We start from the raw sequence: 18459 nt of genomic DNA, 5'->3' as shown, positions 1-18459 counted from the left end.
GGCAGCGCCGGGCGTTTTTATTCCCGTCTGAAAAGTGCTTTTTTTCAATAGGTTACACATGAATCCTGACATTCCTCTTCAACTTCTGGGCGGCATCACGGCACGGGAATTCCTGCGCGACTACTGGCAGAAAAAACCATTGCTGATCCGCCAGGCGATTCCTGATTTCGAAAGCCCGATCGACGCCGACGAACTGGCCGGCCTGGCGCTGGAAGAAGAAGTCGAATCGCGCCTGGTGATCGAGCATGGCGAGCGCCCATGGGAATTGCGCCGCGGTCCGTTTGCCGAAGACGAATTCAGCAAGTTGCCGGAACGCGAATGGACTCTGCTGGTGCAAGCCGTCGACCAGTTCGTCCCGGAAGTCAGCGAACTGCTGGAGCACTTCCGCTTCCTGCCGAGCTGGCGTGTCGACGACGTGATGATCAGCTTCGCCGCCCCGGGTGGCAGCGTCGGTCCGCACTTCGACAACTACGACGTGTTCCTGCTGCAAGGCCACGGCAAGCGCAATTGGAAAATCGGCCAGATGTGCGATTCCGAGAGCAAGCTGCTGCAACACGCGGACCTGCGCATCCTCGCTGATTTCGAAGCCACCGATGAGTGGGTTCTGGAACCGGGCGACATGCTCTACCTGCCGCCGCGCCTGGCTCACTGCGGCGTGGCCGTTGACGACTGCATGACTTACTCGGTCGGTTTCCGTGCACCGAGCGCCGCTGAAGTGCTAACCCACTTCACCGATTTCCTCAGCCAGTTCCTGTCGGACGAAGAGCGTTACACCGACGCCGACGCCCTGCCGGCGGTCGATCCTCATCAGATCCAGCACGACGCCCTCGATCGCCTGAAAAGCCTGCTGGCCGAGCACATGAGCGACGAGCGTCTGCTGCTGACCTGGTTCGGCCAGTTCATGACCGAGCCGCGCTACCCGGAACTGGTGGTTGGCCCGGAAGAGATCGAAGAAGACGACCTGCTCGCCAGCCTCGAGCAAGGGGCGGTGCTGATCCGCAACCCAAGCGCACGTCTGGCCTGGTCGGAAGTCGATGACGACCTGTTGCTGTTCGCCAGCGGTCAAAGCCGTTACCTGCCGGGCAAACTGCGCGAGTTGCTGAAGATGATTTGCGCCGCCGATGCGCTGCACGTCGACAACCTTGGCCAATGGCTGAGCGACGAAGACGGCCGCGGCCTGCTGTGCGAACTGATCAAGCAAGGCAGCCTGGGGTTTGCCGATGAATAAAATTCACGTACGTGTCGCAGACTGGCAAAAGGACAACGCCGAGATCCGGCGCATTCGTGAAACGGTGTTTGTCGCCGAGCAATCCGTTCCGCCTGAACTGGAATGGGATGCCGATGACGCTACGGCGGTGCATTTTCTGGCCTTCGAAGGCGACTTTCCGATTGGCACCGCCCGCCTGCTGCCCGATGGGCATATTGGCCGGGTATCGGTACTGAAGGACTGGCGCGGCTTGAAAGTCGGCGATGCGCTGATGCAAGCGGTGATTGGCGAAGCTGAGGCGCGCGGGCTGAAGCAGCAGATGCTGAGCGCGCAGGTGCAGGCCACAGCGTTCTATGAGCGCTTAGGCTTCAGCATGGTCAGTGAGGAATTCCTGGAAGCCGGGATTCCGCATGTGGACATGGTGCGGCATTCGGCTTGAAACCCTGCAACTGATCGTTCCCACGCTCCGCGTGGGAACGATCACGCCACACAAAACGCCCCGCCATCAACCGATGCCGGGGCGTTTTGCTGTCTGTGATTCAACTCGCACCACGCCGGGCCGACAAACTGGCAATATCAATACTTTAAGTTGGCGGAGATACCGGAAATGTCCCTACGCACCCTACTCACCACGCTGCTGCTTATCTGCAGTTTTTCGGTCATGGCCGCCACCGAGATCGTGCCCCTGAACTATCGCACCAGCGCCGACCTGCTGCCGGTGGCGCAGAATTTCATCGGCAAGGACGGCCAGGTCAGCGCCTATGGCAATCAGCTGATCGTCAACGCGGAACAGCGCAAGATCGACGAACTTAAGGCCTTGATCAGCCAACTCGACGTGGCCGCCAAGCGCCTGCTGATCACCGTCGACACCAACGAAAACAATTTCCAGGGCGATCAGGGTTACTCGGTGAACGGCGCCAAGCCGAGCCAGACTCGCATCATCAACCGCAGCACCGACAGCCGCGACGGCGGCATCCAGCAGGTTCAGGCCAGCGAAGGCACACCGGCGCTGATCCAGGTCGGACAGAGCGTGCCGCTCACCAGCACCCAGACCGACAGCTATGGCGACCTGCGCAGCCAGACTGAATACCGCAACGTCACCCAAGGCTTCTACGTTACCGCCAGCGTCACCGGCGACATCGTTCATCTGGCAATCAGTACTAACCGTGACCGGATGAGCCAGGATCGTCCCGATGTAGTGAATGTGCAAAGTACCGACACAACGGTCAGCGGTCGACTGGGCGAGTGGATCACCCTGGCCGGTGTGAATCGCCAGACTCAAGCCGACAAACAGGGCCTGACCCGCAGCTACTCGACTCAGGGGCGGGATGACATGTCTCTGCGGGTGAAAGTCGATACGTTGGACTAAAGCACCAAAAACTGACTGATTAGTCGTATTAGACCAAAGATGTAGTGCTATAAAAAAAGCACTACAAAACGTTTGACGAGCCAAAAAAGCAAAGGCATGATGGCCTCGCTCCCGCTAATCAGAGGCCCTGGCAAGGGCTTTCGAGTTGCTGTTCGCACCTACCCCGCGAGCCGATTCGTGTCTGTACCGCCCACAAGGCGTGTTTGACGAGGTTGCCGACTGGAACGAAGTTGTCCCGAGGGACGGAAGCGTATTAGGTAACCCGGCTCCACACTGAAGTTCGCACCAAGGCCCACGACGCCCGAATGCGCCCGTCAGTTCGCCCTTACCTGCTCACTTCCCCCTCGAGCCCATCGTTCATCCCGTCGCCTTCCCCGCCGAACCCGACTTGACCGCCTAAGCTTCTGGTCAGCGAGCAGCCTTTTACGCCCCTTTTGAAATGCGTAGTTGGCACGCAGGAATTGTCCACCCCAGAACCACTTTCGATTAAAGACGCGACGAGGTTTATCTCCATGGCACTGACACGCGAACAGCAAATTGCAGCCCTCGAAAAAGACTGGGCTGAAAACCCGCGCTGGAAAGGCGTGACACGCAATTACTCCGCTGCTGACGTCGTCCGTCTGCGTGGCTCGGTTCAACCTGAGCACACCTTTGCAAAAATGGGCGCCGAGAAGCTTTGGAACCTGGTAACCCAGGGTGCCAAGCCGTCCTTCCGTCCTGAGAAAGATTTCGTCAACTGCATGGGCGCCCTGACCGGCGGCCAGGCTGTACAACAAGTCAAGGCCGGCATCCAGGCGATCTACCTGTCGGGCTGGCAAGTGGCTGCGGACAACAACTCCGCCGAATCGATGTACCCGGATCAGTCGCTGTACCCGGTGGACTCGGTTCCGACCGTGGTCAAGCGCATCAACAACTCGTTCCGTCGCGCTGACCAGATCCAGTGGAAAGCCGGCAAGAACCCGGGCGATGAAGGTTACATCGACTACTTCGCTCCGATCGTGGCTGACGCTGAAGCCGGTTTCGGTGGCGTTCTGAACGCCTACGAACTGATGAAAAGCATGATCGAAGCAGGCGCCGCCGGCGTTCACTTCGAAGACCAACTGGCTTCCGTGAAAAAATGCGGCCACATGGGCGGCAAGGTACTGGTTCCGACCCAGGAAGCAGTGCAGAAGCTGACCGCTGCCCGCCTGGCAGCTGACGTTGCCGGTACACCAACCATCATCCTGGCGCGTACCGACGCCAACGCAGCTGATCTGCTGACCTCCGACTGCGATCCATACGACCAGCCATTCGTGACTGGCGAACGCACCCAGGAAGGTTTCTACAAAGTGCGCGCCGGTCTCGACCAGGCCATCGCTCGCGGCTTGGCTTACGCGCCGTTCGCCGACCTGATCTGGTGCGAAACCGCCAAGCCGGATCTGGACGAGGCTCGTCGCTTCGCTGAAGCGATCAAAAAGGAATACCCGGACCAACTGCTGTCGTACAACTGCTCGCCTTCCTTCAACTGGAAGAAAAACCTGGACGACGCGACCATCGCCAAGTTCCAGCGCGAACTGTCCGCCATGGGCTACAAGCACCAGTTCATCACCCTGGCCGGCATTCACAACATGTGGCACAGCATGTTCAACCTGGCGCACGATTACGCCCGCAACGACATGACTGCCTACGTGAAACTGCAAGAGCAAGAGTTCGCTGACGCCGCCAAGGGTTACACCTTCGTGGCTCACCAGCAGGAAGTGGGCACCGGCTACTTCGACGACATGACCACCGTAATTCAAGGTGGCACGTCCTCGGTGACCGCGCTGACCGGTTCGACCGAAGAAGAACAGTTCCACTGATCTGCTTCGTTTAAGCAAACGGCCCTTGCGGACCGAATAAAAAGCTAACCGCAAAGCCGCCCATCTGACGCCCCGACTGGTTCGGGGCGTTTTTTTGCCCGCGATTTTTCTCCCCCCCTGTAGGATCGCCGCACCGCTCGCTCCTACAGACGTGGGTGGATTTGCGGACAAAAACCTTGATCCAGAGCAGTTTCACGACCCGGAAAATCAGGTAAAACGACCGCGCTCGCTACTTGCAGTAACGCGCATATAAGACAACTTCCCAGCCACTCACCCGTTAAACAGTTTGAAAGCCACGACAAATAATATTGATTATCATTTAGCGGTAACTATGTTCGTTACATTACCTACAAGACATATTTGACAAAATCCCCGCTAATGCCCGAGCGGCATGGGCTACAGGGCTTTGGAGGCGCGCGATGTCCTTATTCTTGTGAATAATTTCGCTATCGGAATTTTACTTGCTCGGTGTTTAGCCATAAAATCAGCGGGATTGATTGCTGCGACATATCGTCACTGCTTTGTTTCTTTTCAAGCTCAGAGACCTTTGCTCTCTGTTAAGGATTACCAGCATGCCCGAAGCGACCGGACTCATGGCCCACAACTGGGGCTTTGCCATTTTCCTTCTGGGTGTCGGCGGCCTTTGCGCCTTCATGCTCGGCGTCTCCAGCCTCCTTGGGTCAAAAGCCTGGGGTCGCAGCAAAAACGAACCGTTCGAGTCCGGCATGCTACCTACCGGTGGCGCCCGCTTGCGGCTCTCAGCCAAATTCTATCTGGTCGCGATGCTCTTCGTGATCTTCGATATCGAAGCCCTTTTTCTCTTTGCCTGGTCTGTGTCCGTCCGCGAAAGCGGCTGGACCGGATTCGTCGAAGCTCTCGTTTTCATAGCAATTCTGTTGGCAGGTCTTGTCTACCTATTCCGAGTGGGCGCCCTTGATTGGGCTCCGGAAGCTCGGCGCAAGCGGCAAGCGAAGCTGAAACAATGAGGCTTTGGCAATGCAATACAATCTCACCAGGATCGACCCCGATGCTCCTAACGAGCAGTATCCGATTGGCCAGCGGGAAACCGTTTCCGATCCGTTAGAAGATCAAGTCCACAAAAACATTTTCATGGGCAAGCTCGAAGACGTGCTCAACGGCACGATCAACTGGGGGCGCAAGAACTCCCTGTGGCCGTATAACTTCGGTCTTTCGTGCTGCTACGTGGAAATGACCACCGCCTTCACGGCGCCCCACGACATCGCGCGCTTTGGCGCCGAGGTTATCCGGGCATCGCCGCGTCAGGCGGATTTCATGGTTATCGCCGGTACCTGCTTCATCAAGATGGCGCCGATCATTCAGCGTCTCTACGAGCAAATGCTCGAGCCTAAATGGGTCATCTCCATGGGTTCGTGCGCCAACTCCGGTGGCATGTACGACATCTACTCCGTCGTTCAAGGGGTGGACAAGTTCCTGCCCGTGGACGTCTACGTGCCTGGCTGCCCGCCCCGCCCTGAAGCTTTTCTGCAAGGCTTGATGCTCTTGCAAGAGTCGATTGGACAGGAGCGTCGCCCACTTTCCTGGGTCGTCGGCGATCAAGGCGTGTACCGCGCCGAGATGCCTTCGCAAAAGGAACAGCGCCGCGAACAGCGAATCGCAGTCACCAACCTGCGCAGCCCCGACGAAGTCTGATCCAGATCTGTTCTTACAAAGAAACGAGAAACTGGCTTCATTCTTTACGTTGACCGAAAGCGATAAATAACCATGACTACAGGCAGTGCTCTGTACATCCCGCCTTATAAGGCAGACGACCAGGATGTGGTCGTCGAACTGAATAACCGTTTTGGCCCGGAGGCGTTCACCGCCCAGCCGACCCGCACCGGCATGCCGGTGCTTTGGGTTGCCCGTGCCAAACTCGTCGAAGTCCTGACCTTCCTGCGCAACCTGCCCAAGCCGTACGTCATGCTCTATGACCTGCACGGCGTGGACGAGCGTCTGCGCACCAAGCGTCAAGGGCTGCCAAGCGGCGCCGACTTCACTGTGTTCTATCACTTGATGTCGATCGAACGTAATAGTGACGTAATGATCAAGGTCGCCTTGTCCGAGAGCGACCTCAGCGTGCCGACCGTTACCGGTCTCTGGCCGAACGCCAACTGGTACGAGCGTGAAGTGTGGGACATGTACGGCATCAACTTTGCCGGTCACCCGCACCTGACCCGTATCATGATGCCGCCGACCTGGGAAGGTCACCCGCTGCGCAAGGACTTCCCGGCCCGTGCCACCGAGTTCGACCCGTTCAGCCTGACCCTGGCCAAGCAACAGCTTGAGGAAGAAGCCGCGCGCTTCAAGCCTGAAGACTGGGGCATGAAGCGTTCCGGTCCGAACGAGGACTACATGTTCCTCAACCTCGGCCCGAACCACCCTTCGGCTCACGGTGCATTCCGTATCATCCTGCAGCTGGACGGCGAAGAAATCGTCGACTGCGTGCCGGACGTCGGTTACCACCACCGTGGTGCCGAGAAGATGGCCGAGCGTCAGTCCTGGCACAGCTTCATTCCGTACACCGACCGTATCGACTACCTCGGCGGCGTGATGAACAACCTGCCGTACGTGCTCTCGGTCGAGAAGCTGGCCGGCATCAAGGTGCCCGAGAAGGTCGACGTCATCCGCATCATGATGGCCGAGTTCTTCCGGATCACCAGCCACCTGCTGTTCCTGGGGACTTACATCCAGGACGTCGGCGCCATGACCCCGGTGTTCTTCACCTTCACCGACCGCCAGAAGGCGTACACGGTGATCGAAGCCATCACCGGTTTCCGTCTGCACCCGGCCTGGTACCGCATCGGTGGCGTCGCCCACGACCTGCCACGCGGCTGGGAAAAACTGGTCAAGGATTTCGTCGAGTGGATGCCCAAGCGTCTGGACGAATACCAGAAAGCCGCACTGGACAACAGCATCCTGCGTGGCCGGACCATCGGCGTCGCCGACTACAACACCAAAGAGGCCCTGGAATGGGGTGTCACCGGTTCCGGCCTGCGCGCCACCGGCTGCGACTTCGACCTGCGTAAGGCACGCCCGTACTCCGGCTACGAGAACTTCGAATTCGAAGTGCCGCTGGCGGCCAATGGCGATGCCTATGACCGTTGCATCGTTCGCGTCGAAGAAATGCGCCAGAGCATCAAGATCATCGAGCAGTGCATGCGCAACATGCCTGAAGGCCCGTACAAGGCGGATCACCCGCTGACCACGCCGCCGCCCAAAGAGCGCACGCTGCAACACATCGAGACCCTGATCACGCACTTCCTGCAAGTTTCGTGGGGCCCGGTCATGCCGGCCAACGAATCCTTCCAGATGATCGAAGCGACCAAGGGCATCAACAGTTATTACCTGACGAGCGATGGCGGCACCATGAGCTACCGCACCCGGATTCGTACCCCAAGCTTCCCGCACTTGCAGCAGATCCCTTCGGTGATCAAAGGCAGCATGGTCGCGGACTTGATCGCGTACCTGGGTAGTATCGATTTCGTTATGGCCGACGTGGACCGCTAAGCATGAACAGCCCGCTTATCCAGACAGACCGTTTCGCCCTGAGCGAAACCGAGCGCTCGGCCATCGAGCATGAGCTGCATCACTACGAAGACCCGCGCGCGGCGTCGATCGAAGCCCTGAAGATCGTCCAGAAGGAACGTGGCTGGGTGCCTGACGGCGCGCTCTACGCCATCGGCGAGATCCTCGGCATCCCGGCCAGCGACGTTGAAGGGGTGGCGACGTTCTACAGCCAGATCTTCCGTCAACCCGTGGGCCGTCACATCATTCGCGTCTGCGACAGCATGGTCTGCTACATCGGCGGCCACGAGTCGGTGGTCAGCGAAATCCAGAGCAAGCTGGGCATCGGCCTGGGTCAGACCACCGTCGACGGTCGTTTCACCCTGCTGCCGGTCTGCTGCCTCGGCAACTGCGACAAGGCGCCGGCGCTGATGATCGATGACGACACGTTCGGTGATGTGCAGCCTGCCGGCGTTGCCAAATTGCTCGAGGGCTACGTATGACCCTGACTTCCTTCGGTCCTGCCAACCGCATCAAGCGTTCGGCCGAGACTCACCCGCTCACCTGGCGTCTGCGTGACGACGGCGAAGCCGTATGGCTCGACGAGTACCAGGCCAAGAACGGTTACGCCGCTGCGCGCAAGGCCTTCGCCGACATGGCCCAGGACGACATCGTCCAGACCGTGAAAGATTCCGGCCTAAAGGGCCGCGGCGGTGCAGGCTTCCCCACGGGCGTGAAGTGGGGCCTGATGCCCAAGGACGAATCCATCAACATCCGCTACCTGCTGTGCAACGCGGATGAGATGGAGCCGAACACCTGGAAAGACCGCATGCTGATGGAGCAACTGCCCCATCTGCTGATCGAAGGCATGCTGATCAGTGCTCGCGCGCTGAAAACCTACCGTGGCTACATCTTCCTGCGTGGCGAATACACCACCGCCGCCAAGCACCTGAACCGTGCCGTGGAAGAAGCCAAGGCAGCAGGCCTGCTGGGTAAAAACATCTTGGGCAGCGGCTTCGATTTCGAGCTGTTTGTCCACACCGGTGCCGGGCGTTACATCTGCGGTGAAGAAACCGCACTGATCAACTCCCTCGAAGGCCGCCGCGCCAACCCGCGCTCCAAGCCGCCCTTCCCTGCCGCCGTGGGCGTGTGGGGCAAGCCGACTTGCGTGAACAACGTTGAAACCCTGTGCAACGTCCCGGCGATCATTGCCGACGGCGTGGACTGGTACAAATCGTTGGCCCGCGAAGGCAGCGAAGACATGGGCACCAAGCTCATGGGCTTCTCCGGCAAGGTCAAGAACCCTGGCCTGTGGGAATTGCCGTTCGGCGTCACCGGTCGCGAGCTGTTCGAAGACTACGCCGGCGGCATGCGCGACGGTTACAAGCTCAAGTGCTGGCAGCCAGGCGGCGCCGGTACCGGTTTCCTGTTGCCGGAACACCTGGACGCACAAATGTATGCCGGCGGCATCGCCAAAGTGGGCACCCGTATGGGTACCGGCCTGGCCATGGCGGTGGACGACAGCGTCAACATGGTGTCCTTGCTGCGCAACATGGAAGAGTTCTTCTCCCGCGAGTCCTGTGGCTTCTGCACCCCATGCCGTGACGGTCTGCCGTGGAGCGTCAAGCTGCTGCGCGCGATCGAGAACGGTGAAGGGCAAGCCGGCGATATCGAGACCCTGCTGGGTCTGGTCGGTTTCCTCGGCCCGGGCAAGACCTTTTGTGCACACGCACCGGGTGCCGTGGAGCCGTTGGGCAGCGCCATCAAATACTTCCGTCCAGAGTTCGAAGCCGGCATCGCGCCCACCAGCGCCGTCGTCCCGCCTCTGGCAAAGCCGATCGTAGTCGGCGCGTAAACGCTTAAAAAAGGCGAAGGGTCCGTGCCCTTCGCCTTTTCGTCCGATGACGCCTTTCGAGGCTGTTTGGATTCGGACGGATAACAAGATTCCATTAGCCACGCCCGCTGACACCGGGCCAACGAAGAACTTTGAACCATGGCCACTATCCACGTAGACGGCAAAGAGCTCGAAGTCGATGGGGCAGACAACCTGTTACAGGCATGTCTGTCGCTAGGCCTCGATATCCCTTATTTCTGCTGGCACCCAGCCCTTGGCAGCGTTGGCGCTTGCCGCCAGTGCGCGGTCAAGCAGTACACCGACGAGAACGACAAGCGTGGTCGGATCGTCATGTCCTGCATGACCCCCGCCACCGACGGCAGCTGGATCTCCATCGACGACGAAGAAGCGAAAGTGTTTCGCGCCAGCGTCGTTGAATGGTTGATGACCAACCACCCTCACGACTGCCCGGTCTGTGAGGAAGGCGGTCACTGCCACCTGCAAGACATGACAGTGATGACCGGCCACAACGAGCGCCGCTATCGCTTCACCAAGCGTACTCACCAGAACCAGCAACTGGGCCCGTTCATTTCCCACGAAATGAACCGCTGCATCGCTTGCTATCGCTGCGTGCGCTTCTATAAAGACTACGCTGGCGGCACCGACCTCGGCGTATTCGGTGCCCACGACAACGTGTACTTCGGTCGCGTTGAAGACGGCACCCTCGAAAGCGAGTTCTCCGGCAACCTCACCGAGGTCTGCCCGACCGGTGTGTTCACCGACAAGACTCACTCCGAGCGCTACAACCGTAAGTGGGACATGCAGTTCTCGCCGAGCATCTGCCATGGCTGCTCCAGCGGTTGCAACATCTCTCCGGGCGAGCGTTACGGCGAACTGCGTCGCATCGAAAACCGTTTCAACGGTTCGGTGAACCAGTACTTCCTGTGCGACCGTGGCCGTTTCGGCTATGGCTATGTCAACCGCGAAGACCGCCCGCGTCAGCCACTGCTGGCCAACGGCACCAAGCTGAGCCTCGACGAAGCGCTGGATAAAGCTGCTGACCTGCTGCGCGGTCGCAACATCGTCGGTATCGGTTCGCCGCGCGCCAGCCTCGAAAGCAACTACGCGTTGCTTGAACTGGTCGGCGCCGAGCACTTCTACTCCGGTATCGAAGCCGCTGAGCTCGAGCGCATTCGTCTGGTTGTGCAGGTGCTTAAAGACAGCCCGCTGCCGATCCCGAACATGCGCGACATCGAAGATCACGATGCGATTTTCGTCCTTGGTGAAGACCTGACCCAGACCGCTGCGCGTATGGCCCTGGCCCTGCGTCAATCGGTCAAGGGCAAGGCTGAAGACATGGCCGATGCCATGCGCGTTCAGCCATGGCTCGATGCCGCGGTGAAGAACATCGGTCAGGACGCGCTGAACCCGCTGTTTATCGCCAGCCTGGCTGAAACCAAGCTCGACGACGTGGCGGAAGAATGCGTTCACGCCGCTCCCGACGATCTGGCCCGCATCGGTTTCGCCGTGGCTCACGCCCTCGATGCCAGTGCGCCGGCCGTTGAAGGCCTGGACGCTGAAGCCCTCGAACTGGCTCAGCGCATCGCCAACGCCCTGCTCGCGGCCAAGCGTCCACTGATCATTGCTGGCACCTCGCTGGGTTCCAAGGCATTGATTGAGGCTGCTGCCAACATTGCGAAGGCGCTGAAGCTGCGCGAGAAGAACGGTTCCATCAGCCTGATCGTGCCAGAGGCCAACAGCCTCGGCCTGGCCATGCTCGGTGGTGACTCGGTCGACGCAGCCCTGCAAGCGGTGATCGACGGCAAGGCAGACGCCATCGTCGTGCTGGAAAACGATCTGTACACCCGCACCGACAAAGCTCGTGTCGATGCTGCCCTGAACGCCGCGAAAGTGGTGATCGTGGCGGACCATCAGAAGACCGCTACCAGCGATCGCGCGCACCTGGTTCTGCCAGCCGCCAGCTTCGCTGAAGGCGACGGTACGCTGGTCAGCCAGGAAGGTCGCGCCCAGCGTTTCTTCCAGGTATTCGATCCGACTTACCTCGACGCAAGCATCCTGGTTCACGAAGGCTGGCGCTGGCTGCATGCCCTGCGTTCGACCCTGCTGAACCAGCCGATCGACTGGACCCAACTGGACCACGTCACCGCTGCCGTTGCTGCGAGCAAACCGCAACTGGCGCGCATCGTCGATGCTGCACCGTCCGCCGCGTTCCGTATCAAAGGCCTGAAGCTGGCTCGCGAACCGCTGCGTTACAGCGGCCGGACCGCCATGCGCGCCGACATCAGCGTGCACGAACCGCGTACTTCCCAGGACAACGACACTGCGTTTTCGTTCTCCATGGAAGGTTACTCGGGCTCGGTCGAACCGCGTCAGCAAGTGCCATTCGCCTGGTCTCCGGGCTGGAACTCACCGCAAGCCTGGAACAAGTTCCAGGACGAAGTCGGTGGTCACATCCGCGCGGGCGACCCGGGCACTCGCCTGATCGAAAGCACCGGTGATTCGCTGAACTGGTTCGCCAGTGTTCCGCGCGCATTCAACCCGGCTCCGGGCACCTGGCAGGTCGTGCCGTTCTTCCACCTGTTCGGCAGCGAAGAGAACTCTTCCAAAGCCGCGCCGGTTCAAGAACGCATTCCAGCCCCTTACCTGTCGCTGGCCAAGTCCGAAGCCGATCGCCTGGGTGTCAATGACGGTGCCCTGCTGAGCCTGAACGTGGCCGGCCAGACCTTGCGTCTGCCGCTGCGCATCAACGAAGAGCTGGGTGCCGGTCTGGTCGCATTGCCGGCCGGTTTCGCCGGCATTCCGCCTGCGATCTTTGGCAAATCCGTTGACGGTCTGCAGGAGGCAGCGCTATGACCTGGTTCACGCCTGAAGTGATCGACGTAATCATCGCGGTCCTCAAGGCCATCGTGATTCTGCTCGCCGTGGTGGTGTGCGGCGCGCTGCTGAGCTGGGTCGAGCGTCGTCTGCTCGCCCTCTGGCAGGACCGTTACGGTCCGAACCGCGTTGGCCCGTTCGGCGCGTTCCAGATCGCCGCCGACATGATCAAGATGTTCTTCAAGGAAGACTGGACCCCGCCGTTCGCCGACAAAGTGATCTTCACGTTGGCGCCGGTCGTGGCCATGAGCGCCTTGCTGATTGCCTTCGCGATCATCCCGATCACCCCGACCTGGGGCGTGGCGGATATCAACATCGGCATCCTGTTCTTCTTCGCCATGGCCGGTCTGTCGGTCTACGCGGTGCTGTTCGCCGGTTGGTCGAGTAACAACAAGTTCGCCCTGTTGGGCAGCTTGCGGGCCTCGGCACAAACCGTGTCGTACGAAGTGTTCATGGGCCTGTCGCTGATGGGCATCGTGATCCAGGTTGGCTCGTTCAACATGCGCGACATCGTTGAATACCAGGCGCAGAACCTGTGGTTCGTCATTCCGCAGATCTTCGGTTTCCTGACCTTCTTCATCGCTGGCGTCGCCGTGACTCACCGTCACCCGTTCGACCAGCCGGAAGCGGAGCAGGAACTGGCCGACGGTTACCACATTGAATACGCCGGCATGAAATGGGGCATGTTCTTCGTCGGCGAGTACATTGGCATCGTGTTGATTTCGGCGCTGCTGGTGACCTTGTTCTTCGGTGGCTGGCACGGTCCGTTCGGCATTCTGCCGCAGATCCCGTTCATCTGGTTCGCACTGAAAACCGCGTTCTTCATCATGTTCTTCATCCTGCTGCGCGCCTCGATTCCGCGCCCACGGTATGACCAAGTGATGGATTTCAGCTGGAAGTTCTGCCTGCCGCTGACCCTCGTCAACATGCTGGTGACCGCTGCGGTCGTGTTGCTCAACACGCCCGCCGTCGCGGCTCAGTGAGGATAGAGAATCATGAAGTACATTTTTGACATCGTGCATGGCTTCTTCACCCAGCTTCGCAGCCTGGTGATGATTTTCGGCCACGCCTTCCGCAAGCGCGACACGCTGCAGTACCCGGAAGAAGCCGTGTACCTGCCGCCGCGCTTCCGTGGACGTATCGTGTTGACCCGCGACCCCGACGGCGAAGAGCGCTGTGTAGCCTGCAACCTGTGCGCCGTGGCGTGCCCGGTGGGTTGCATCTCGCTGCAGAAAGCTGAAACCGACGACGGTCGCTGGTACCCGGAGTTTTTCCGTATCAACTTCTCGCGCTGCATTTTCTGCGGCCTCTGCGAGGAAGCCTGCCCGACCACCGCGATCCAGCTGACACCGGATTTCGAGATGGCCGAGTTCAAACGTCAGGACCTGGTGTACGAGAAAGAAGATCTGTTGATCTCCGGCCCCGGCAAAAACCCTGATTACAACTTCTATCGTGTTGCAGGTATGGCGATTGCCGGTAAGCCGAAAGGCTCCGCGCAAAATGAAGCCCAGCCGATCAACGTGAAGAGCTTGCTGCCTTAAGGAAGAAAGATGGAATTCGCTTTCTATTTCGCATCGGGTATCGCTGTTGTGTCCACGCTTCGCGTGATCACCAACACCAACCCCGTGCACGCCCTGCTCTACCTGATCATTTCGCTGATCGCCGTGGCCATGACGTTCTTCGCCCTCGGCGCACCGTTTGCCGGTGTACTGGAAGTGATCGCCTACGCTGGCGCCATCATGGTGCTGTTCGTGTTCGTGGTGATGATGCTGAACCTGGGCCCCGCCTCGGTTCAGCAAGAGCGCGTCTGGCTCAAACCCGGCATCTGGCTGGGCCCGGTCGCACTCGGCACCCTGCTGCTGGTTGAACTGCTGTACGTGTTGTTCAGCGATGCCAGCGGTCAGGCCATCGGCCACACCACCGTAGACGCGAAGGCCGTGGGCATCAGCCTATTCGGTCCTTACCTGCTGGTGGTCGAACTCGCCTCGATGCTGCTGCTCGCCGCAGCCGTCACGGCGTTCCACTTGGGCCGCAACGAAGCCAAGGAGCAATGACGATGCCTGCTATCCCTATGGAGCATGGTCTGGCGGTTGCCGGCATCCTGTTCTGCCTCGGTCTGGTCGGCCTGATGGTCCGGCGCAACATTCTCTTCGTGCTGATGAGCCTGGAGGTCATGATGAATGCCTCCGCGTTGGCGTTCATCGTTGCCGGTAGCCGCTGGGCGCAGCCGGATGGACAGATCATGTTCATTCTGGTGATCAGCCTGGCAGCCGCCGAGGCCAGTATTGGCCTGGCGATTCTGTTGCAGCTGTATCGCCGCTTCCACACTCTCGATATCGACGCTGCCAGCGAGATGCGCGGATGAACCTTCTCTATCTGACTTTCGTATTCCCTCTCATAGGTTTCCTGCTGCTGGCGTTCTCACGCGGTCGCTGGTCGGAAAACCTTTCGGCGCTGATCGGCGTCGGCTCCATTGGCCTGTCGGCAATCGTCACTGCTTACATCATCTGGCAGTTCAACGTTGCGCCACCTGAAGGCGGTCACTACACCCACGTGTTGTGGCAGTGGATGGCGGTAGAAGGCTTCACGCCTAACTTCGCGCTGTACCTGGATGGTCTGTCACTGACCATGCTCGGTGTGGTGGTCGGCGTCGGCTTCCTGATCCACCTGTTCGCGTCCTGGTACATGCGCGGTGAAGCCGGCTACTCGCGCTTCTTCGCCTACACCAACCTGTTTATCGCCAGCATGCTGTTCCTGGTCCTGGCCGATAACCTGCTGTTCGTGTACTTCGGCTGGGAAGGCGTGGGCCTGTGCTCGTACCTGTTGATCGGTTTCTACTACAGCAACCGCAACAACGGTAACGCGGCACTCAAAGCCTTCATCGTGACCCGCGTTGGCGACGTGTTCATGGCCATCGGCCTGTTCATCCTGTTCCAACAGTTGGGCACGCTGAATATCCAGGAGCTGCTGGTCAAGGCGCCTGAGCACTTCAAGGCCGGTGACTTCTGGATCGTTCTGGCGACCCTGATGCTGCTGGGCGGCGCTGTCGGTAAATCCGCGCAACTGCCGCTGCAAACCTGGCTGGCGGATGCGATGGCCGGCCCGACGCCGGTTTCGGCACTGATCCACGCCGCGACCATGGTGACTGCTGGTGTCTACCTGATCGCTCGTACCCACGGTCTGTTCGCCCTGGCGCCGGACATCCTGCACCTGGTGGGTGTTGTGGGTGGCGTGACGCTGGTACTGGCAGGTTTTGCCGCACTGGTTCAGACCGACATCAAACGTATCCTCGCCTACTCGACCATGAGCCAGATCGGCTACATGTTCCTGGCCCTGGGCGTAGGCGCGTGGGACGGCGCGATCTTCCACCTGATGACTCACGCCTTCTTCAAGGCGCTGTTGTTCCTTGCATCGGGTGCGGTGATCGTTGCCTGCCACCACGAGCAGAACATCTTCAAGATGGGTGGCCTGTGGAAGAAACTGCCACTGGCCTACGCCAGCTTCATCGTCGGCGGCGCGGCCCTGGCGGCCTTGCCTCTGGTGACCGCAGGCTTCTACTCCAAGGATGAAATCCTCTGGGAAGCGTTCGCCAGCGGTAACCAGGGTCTGCTTTATGCAGGTCTGGTCGGTGCGTTCATGACCTCGCTGTACACCTTCCGCCTGATCTTCATCGCGTTCCACGGTGAAGCGAAGACCGAAGCGCACGCCGGCCACGGTATCGCTCACTGGCTGCCGCTGTCGGTGCTGATCGTACTGTCGACGTTCGTCGGCGCGATGATCGTTCCGCCGCTGCACGGTGTACTGCCAGAAAGCGTCGGCCATGCCGGCGGCGAAGCCAAGCACAGCCTGGAAATCGCCTCGGGCGCCATCGCCCTGGCCGGTATCCTGCTGGCCGCGCTGCTGTTCCTTGGCAAGCGTCGCTTCGCCACCGCCGTCGCCAACAGCGGCATCGGCCGCGTCCTTTCGGCCTGGTGGTTCGCTGCCTGGGGCTTCGACTGGATCTACGACAAACTGTTCGTCAAGCCTTACCTTGCGATCAGCCATGTACTGCGCAAAGACCCGCTCGACCAGACTATCGGTCTGATCCCGCGTATGGCAAAAGGCGGTCACACCGCCCTGAGCCGCACCGAGACCGGTCAATTGCGTTGGTATGCCGCCTCGATGGCTGCTGGTGCCGTGCTGGTAATCGGCGCCGTCGTGCTGGTAGCGGTCTGATATGAACCTTGCGAACTTGCGAAAGGAAACGAGCCCGTCATGATTCTGCCTTGGCTAATCCTGATCCCCTTCATCGGCGGCCTGCTGTGCTGGATGGGTGAGCGCTTCGGCGCTACCCTCCCGCGCTGGATTGCGCTGATCACCATGTCCCTGCTGCTCTCCCTCGGCCTCTGGCTGTGGGCCAACGGTGACTATTCATTTGCTCCGGCACCTGGTGCCGATCCGACTTGGGTGCTTGAGTTCAAACACGTCTGGATCCAGCGCTTCGGCATCAACGTGCACCTGGCCCTCGACGGCCTGTCGCTGTTGATGATCCTGCTGACCGGCCTGCTGGGTGTCCTCTCGGTACTCTGCTCGTGGAAAGAGATCCAGCGTCACGTGGGCTTCTTCCACTTGAACCTGATGTGGATCCTGGGCGGTGTCGTCGGCGTGTTCCTCGCCCTCGACCTGTTCATGTTCTTCTTCTTCTGGGAAATGATGCTGGTGCCGATGTACTTCCTCATCGCGCTCTGGGGTCACAGTTCTTCGGACGGCAAGAAAACCCGGATCTACGCGGCGACCAAGTTCTTCATCTTCACTCAGGCTTCCGGCCTGATCATGTTGGTGGCGATCCTGGGTCTGGTACTGGTCAACTTCAACGACACCGGCGTGATTACCTTCAACTACGCCGATCTGTTGAAGACCAAGATGTCGATGACCACCGAGTACATCCTGATGCTCGGCTTCTTCATCGCCTTCGCGGTCAAGCTGCCCGTGGTGCCGTTCCACTCCTGGTTGCCTGACGCTCACGCCCAGGCACCGACCGCGGGTTCCGTGGACCTGGCCGGTATCTTGTTGAAGACTGCTGCGTATGGCCTGCTGCGTTTCGCCCTGCCGCTGTTCCCGAATGCCTCGGCCGAGTTCGCGCCGTTCGCCATGACCTTGGGTCTGATCGGGATTTTCTACGGTGCGTTCCTGGCCTTCGCGCAAACCGACATCAAGCGTCTGATTGCCTTCTCGTCCGTTTCCCACATGGGCTTCGTGCTGATCGGCATCTACTCCGGCAGCCAACTGGCGCTGCAGGGCGCAGTGATGCAGATGCTGGCGCACGGTCTGTCGGCCGCGGCACTCTTTATCCTCTCCGGTCAGCTGTACGAGCGTACCCACACCCGCGATATGCGTGAGATGGGTGGCCTGTGGTCGAAGATTGCCTACCTGCCAGCCCTTAGCCTGTTCTTCGCCGCAGCGTCTCTGGGCTTGCCGGCGACCGGTAACTTTGTCGGTGAGTTCCTGATCCTGATCGGTACCTTCGCCAGCGCCCCATGGATCACCGTGATCGCGACGTCCGGGCTGGTGTTCGGCTCGGTTTACTCGCTGATCATGGTCCACCGTGCCTTCTTCGGCCCGTCGAAATCGGACGCGGTTTTGCATGGCATGGACGGTCGCGAACTGATCATGGTGGTTGGACTGGCGGCGTTGCTGATCTACATCGGCGTGTACCCGCAACCGTTCCTCGACACCTCTGCCGCGACGATGCATGGCGTGCAGCAGTGGCTCGGCACCGCCTTCACTCAACTCGCTTCGGCCCGGTAAGAGC

The 18459-nt window shown here is 60.0% G+C and carries 16 protein-coding genes; all 16 read left to right on the top strand.

What is annotated here, in order from left to right; genetic code table 11:
• Nucleotides 1-58 precede the first annotated feature (58 nt).
• The 16 genes from CKW20_RS12510 to nuoM all read left to right on the top strand — a co-directional run bounded on the left by CKW20_RS12510 (nt 59) and on the right by nuoM (nt 18455).
• Nucleotides 59-1228, top strand: a complete 1170-nt coding sequence (locus CKW20_RS12510) for a cupin domain-containing protein (protein ID WP_095053170.1) — start codon at nt 59-61, stop codon at nt 1226-1228.
• Complete coding sequence (locus CKW20_RS12505; protein WP_095053169.1) at nt 1221-1646, top strand: GNAT family N-acetyltransferase; 426 nt, start codon at nt 1221-1223, stop codon at nt 1644-1646. Before CKW20_RS12510 ends, CKW20_RS12505 begins: the two co-directional genes overlap by 8 nt.
• Before the next feature lie 168 nt (nt 1647-1814).
• Nucleotides 1815-2576, top strand: a complete 762-nt coding sequence (locus CKW20_RS12500) for a secretin N-terminal domain-containing protein (protein WP_095053168.1) — start codon at nt 1815-1817, stop codon at nt 2574-2576.
• 512 nt (nt 2577-3088) lie between these two features.
• Nucleotides 3089-4414, top strand: coding sequence for an isocitrate lyase (gene aceA / locus CKW20_RS12495; RefSeq protein WP_095053167.1), 1326 nt, complete (start codon nt 3089-3091; stop codon nt 4412-4414).
• 572 nt (nt 4415-4986) lie between these two features.
• A complete protein-coding gene (locus tag CKW20_RS12490; protein ID WP_007905050.1) occupies nt 4987-5400 on the top strand; it encodes an NADH-quinone oxidoreductase subunit A in 414 nt (137 codons plus the stop codon).
• Between the two features lie 10 nt (nt 5401-5410).
• Nucleotides 5411-6085, top strand: coding sequence for an NADH-quinone oxidoreductase subunit B family protein (locus CKW20_RS12485; RefSeq protein ID WP_050682721.1), 675 nt, complete (start codon nt 5411-5413; stop codon nt 6083-6085).
• Nucleotides 6086-6157: 72 nt separating this feature from the next.
• Nucleotides 6158-7942: an NADH-quinone oxidoreductase subunit C/D gene (gene nuoC / locus CKW20_RS12480; protein ID WP_095053166.1), complete on the top strand. Its 1785-nt coding sequence runs from the start codon at nt 6158-6160 to the stop codon at nt 7940-7942.
• 2 nt (nt 7943-7944) lie between these two features.
• Nucleotides 7945-8442, top strand: a complete 498-nt coding sequence (nuoE, locus tag CKW20_RS12475) for an NADH-quinone oxidoreductase subunit NuoE (RefSeq protein ID WP_030130919.1) — start codon at nt 7945-7947, stop codon at nt 8440-8442.
• Nucleotides 8439-9794, top strand: a complete 1356-nt coding sequence (gene nuoF, locus CKW20_RS12470) for an NADH-quinone oxidoreductase subunit NuoF (protein WP_007905061.1) — start codon at nt 8439-8441, stop codon at nt 9792-9794. The genes nuoE and nuoF overlap by 4 nt, the downstream gene beginning before the upstream one ends.
• Nucleotides 9795-9932: 138 nt before the next feature.
• Complete coding sequence (gene nuoG / locus CKW20_RS12465; protein ID WP_095053165.1) at nt 9933-12647, top strand: NADH-quinone oxidoreductase subunit NuoG; 2715 nt, start codon at nt 9933-9935, stop codon at nt 12645-12647.
• Nucleotides 12644-13651 (top strand): NADH-quinone oxidoreductase subunit NuoH, encoded by a 1008-nt coding sequence (gene nuoH, locus CKW20_RS12460; RefSeq protein ID WP_008014900.1) that lies wholly within the window; start codon nt 12644-12646, stop codon nt 13649-13651. The genes nuoG and nuoH overlap by 4 nt, the downstream gene beginning before the upstream one ends.
• Nucleotides 13652-13663: 12 nt before the next feature.
• Nucleotides 13664-14209 (top strand): NADH-quinone oxidoreductase subunit NuoI, encoded by a 546-nt coding sequence (gene nuoI / locus CKW20_RS12455; RefSeq protein WP_198044941.1) that lies wholly within the window; start codon nt 13664-13666, stop codon nt 14207-14209.
• Nucleotides 14210-14218: 9 nt separating this feature from the next.
• Nucleotides 14219-14722 (top strand): NADH-quinone oxidoreductase subunit J, encoded by a 504-nt coding sequence (nuoJ, locus tag CKW20_RS12450; RefSeq protein WP_007905076.1) that lies wholly within the window; start codon nt 14219-14221, stop codon nt 14720-14722.
• Between the two features lie 2 nt (nt 14723-14724).
• Nucleotides 14725-15033, top strand: a complete 309-nt coding sequence (gene nuoK, locus CKW20_RS12445; protein WP_007946416.1) for an NADH-quinone oxidoreductase subunit NuoK — start codon at nt 14725-14727, stop codon at nt 15031-15033.
• Nucleotides 15030-16883 carry an NADH-quinone oxidoreductase subunit L gene (nuoL, locus tag CKW20_RS12440; protein WP_095053164.1) on the top strand — a complete coding sequence of 618 codons (1854 nt, stop codon included), beginning with the start codon at nt 15030-15032 and terminating at the stop codon, nt 16881-16883. Before nuoK ends, nuoL begins: the two co-directional genes overlap by 4 nt.
• A 39-nt stretch (nt 16884-16922) precedes the next feature.
• Nucleotides 16923-18455, top strand: a complete 1533-nt coding sequence (gene nuoM, locus CKW20_RS12435) for an NADH-quinone oxidoreductase subunit M (protein WP_095053163.1) — start codon at nt 16923-16925, stop codon at nt 18453-18455.
• Nucleotides 18456-18459: the final 4 nt, after the last annotated feature.

The organism is Pseudomonas sp. Irchel s3b2 (assembly GCF_900187445.1).
Taxonomy (GTDB): Bacteria; Pseudomonadota; Gammaproteobacteria; order Pseudomonadales; family Pseudomonadaceae; genus Aquipseudomonas.
Note: the sequence above shows the minus strand (reverse complement) of the source record. Positions and strands in the feature narration are given on the sequence as shown.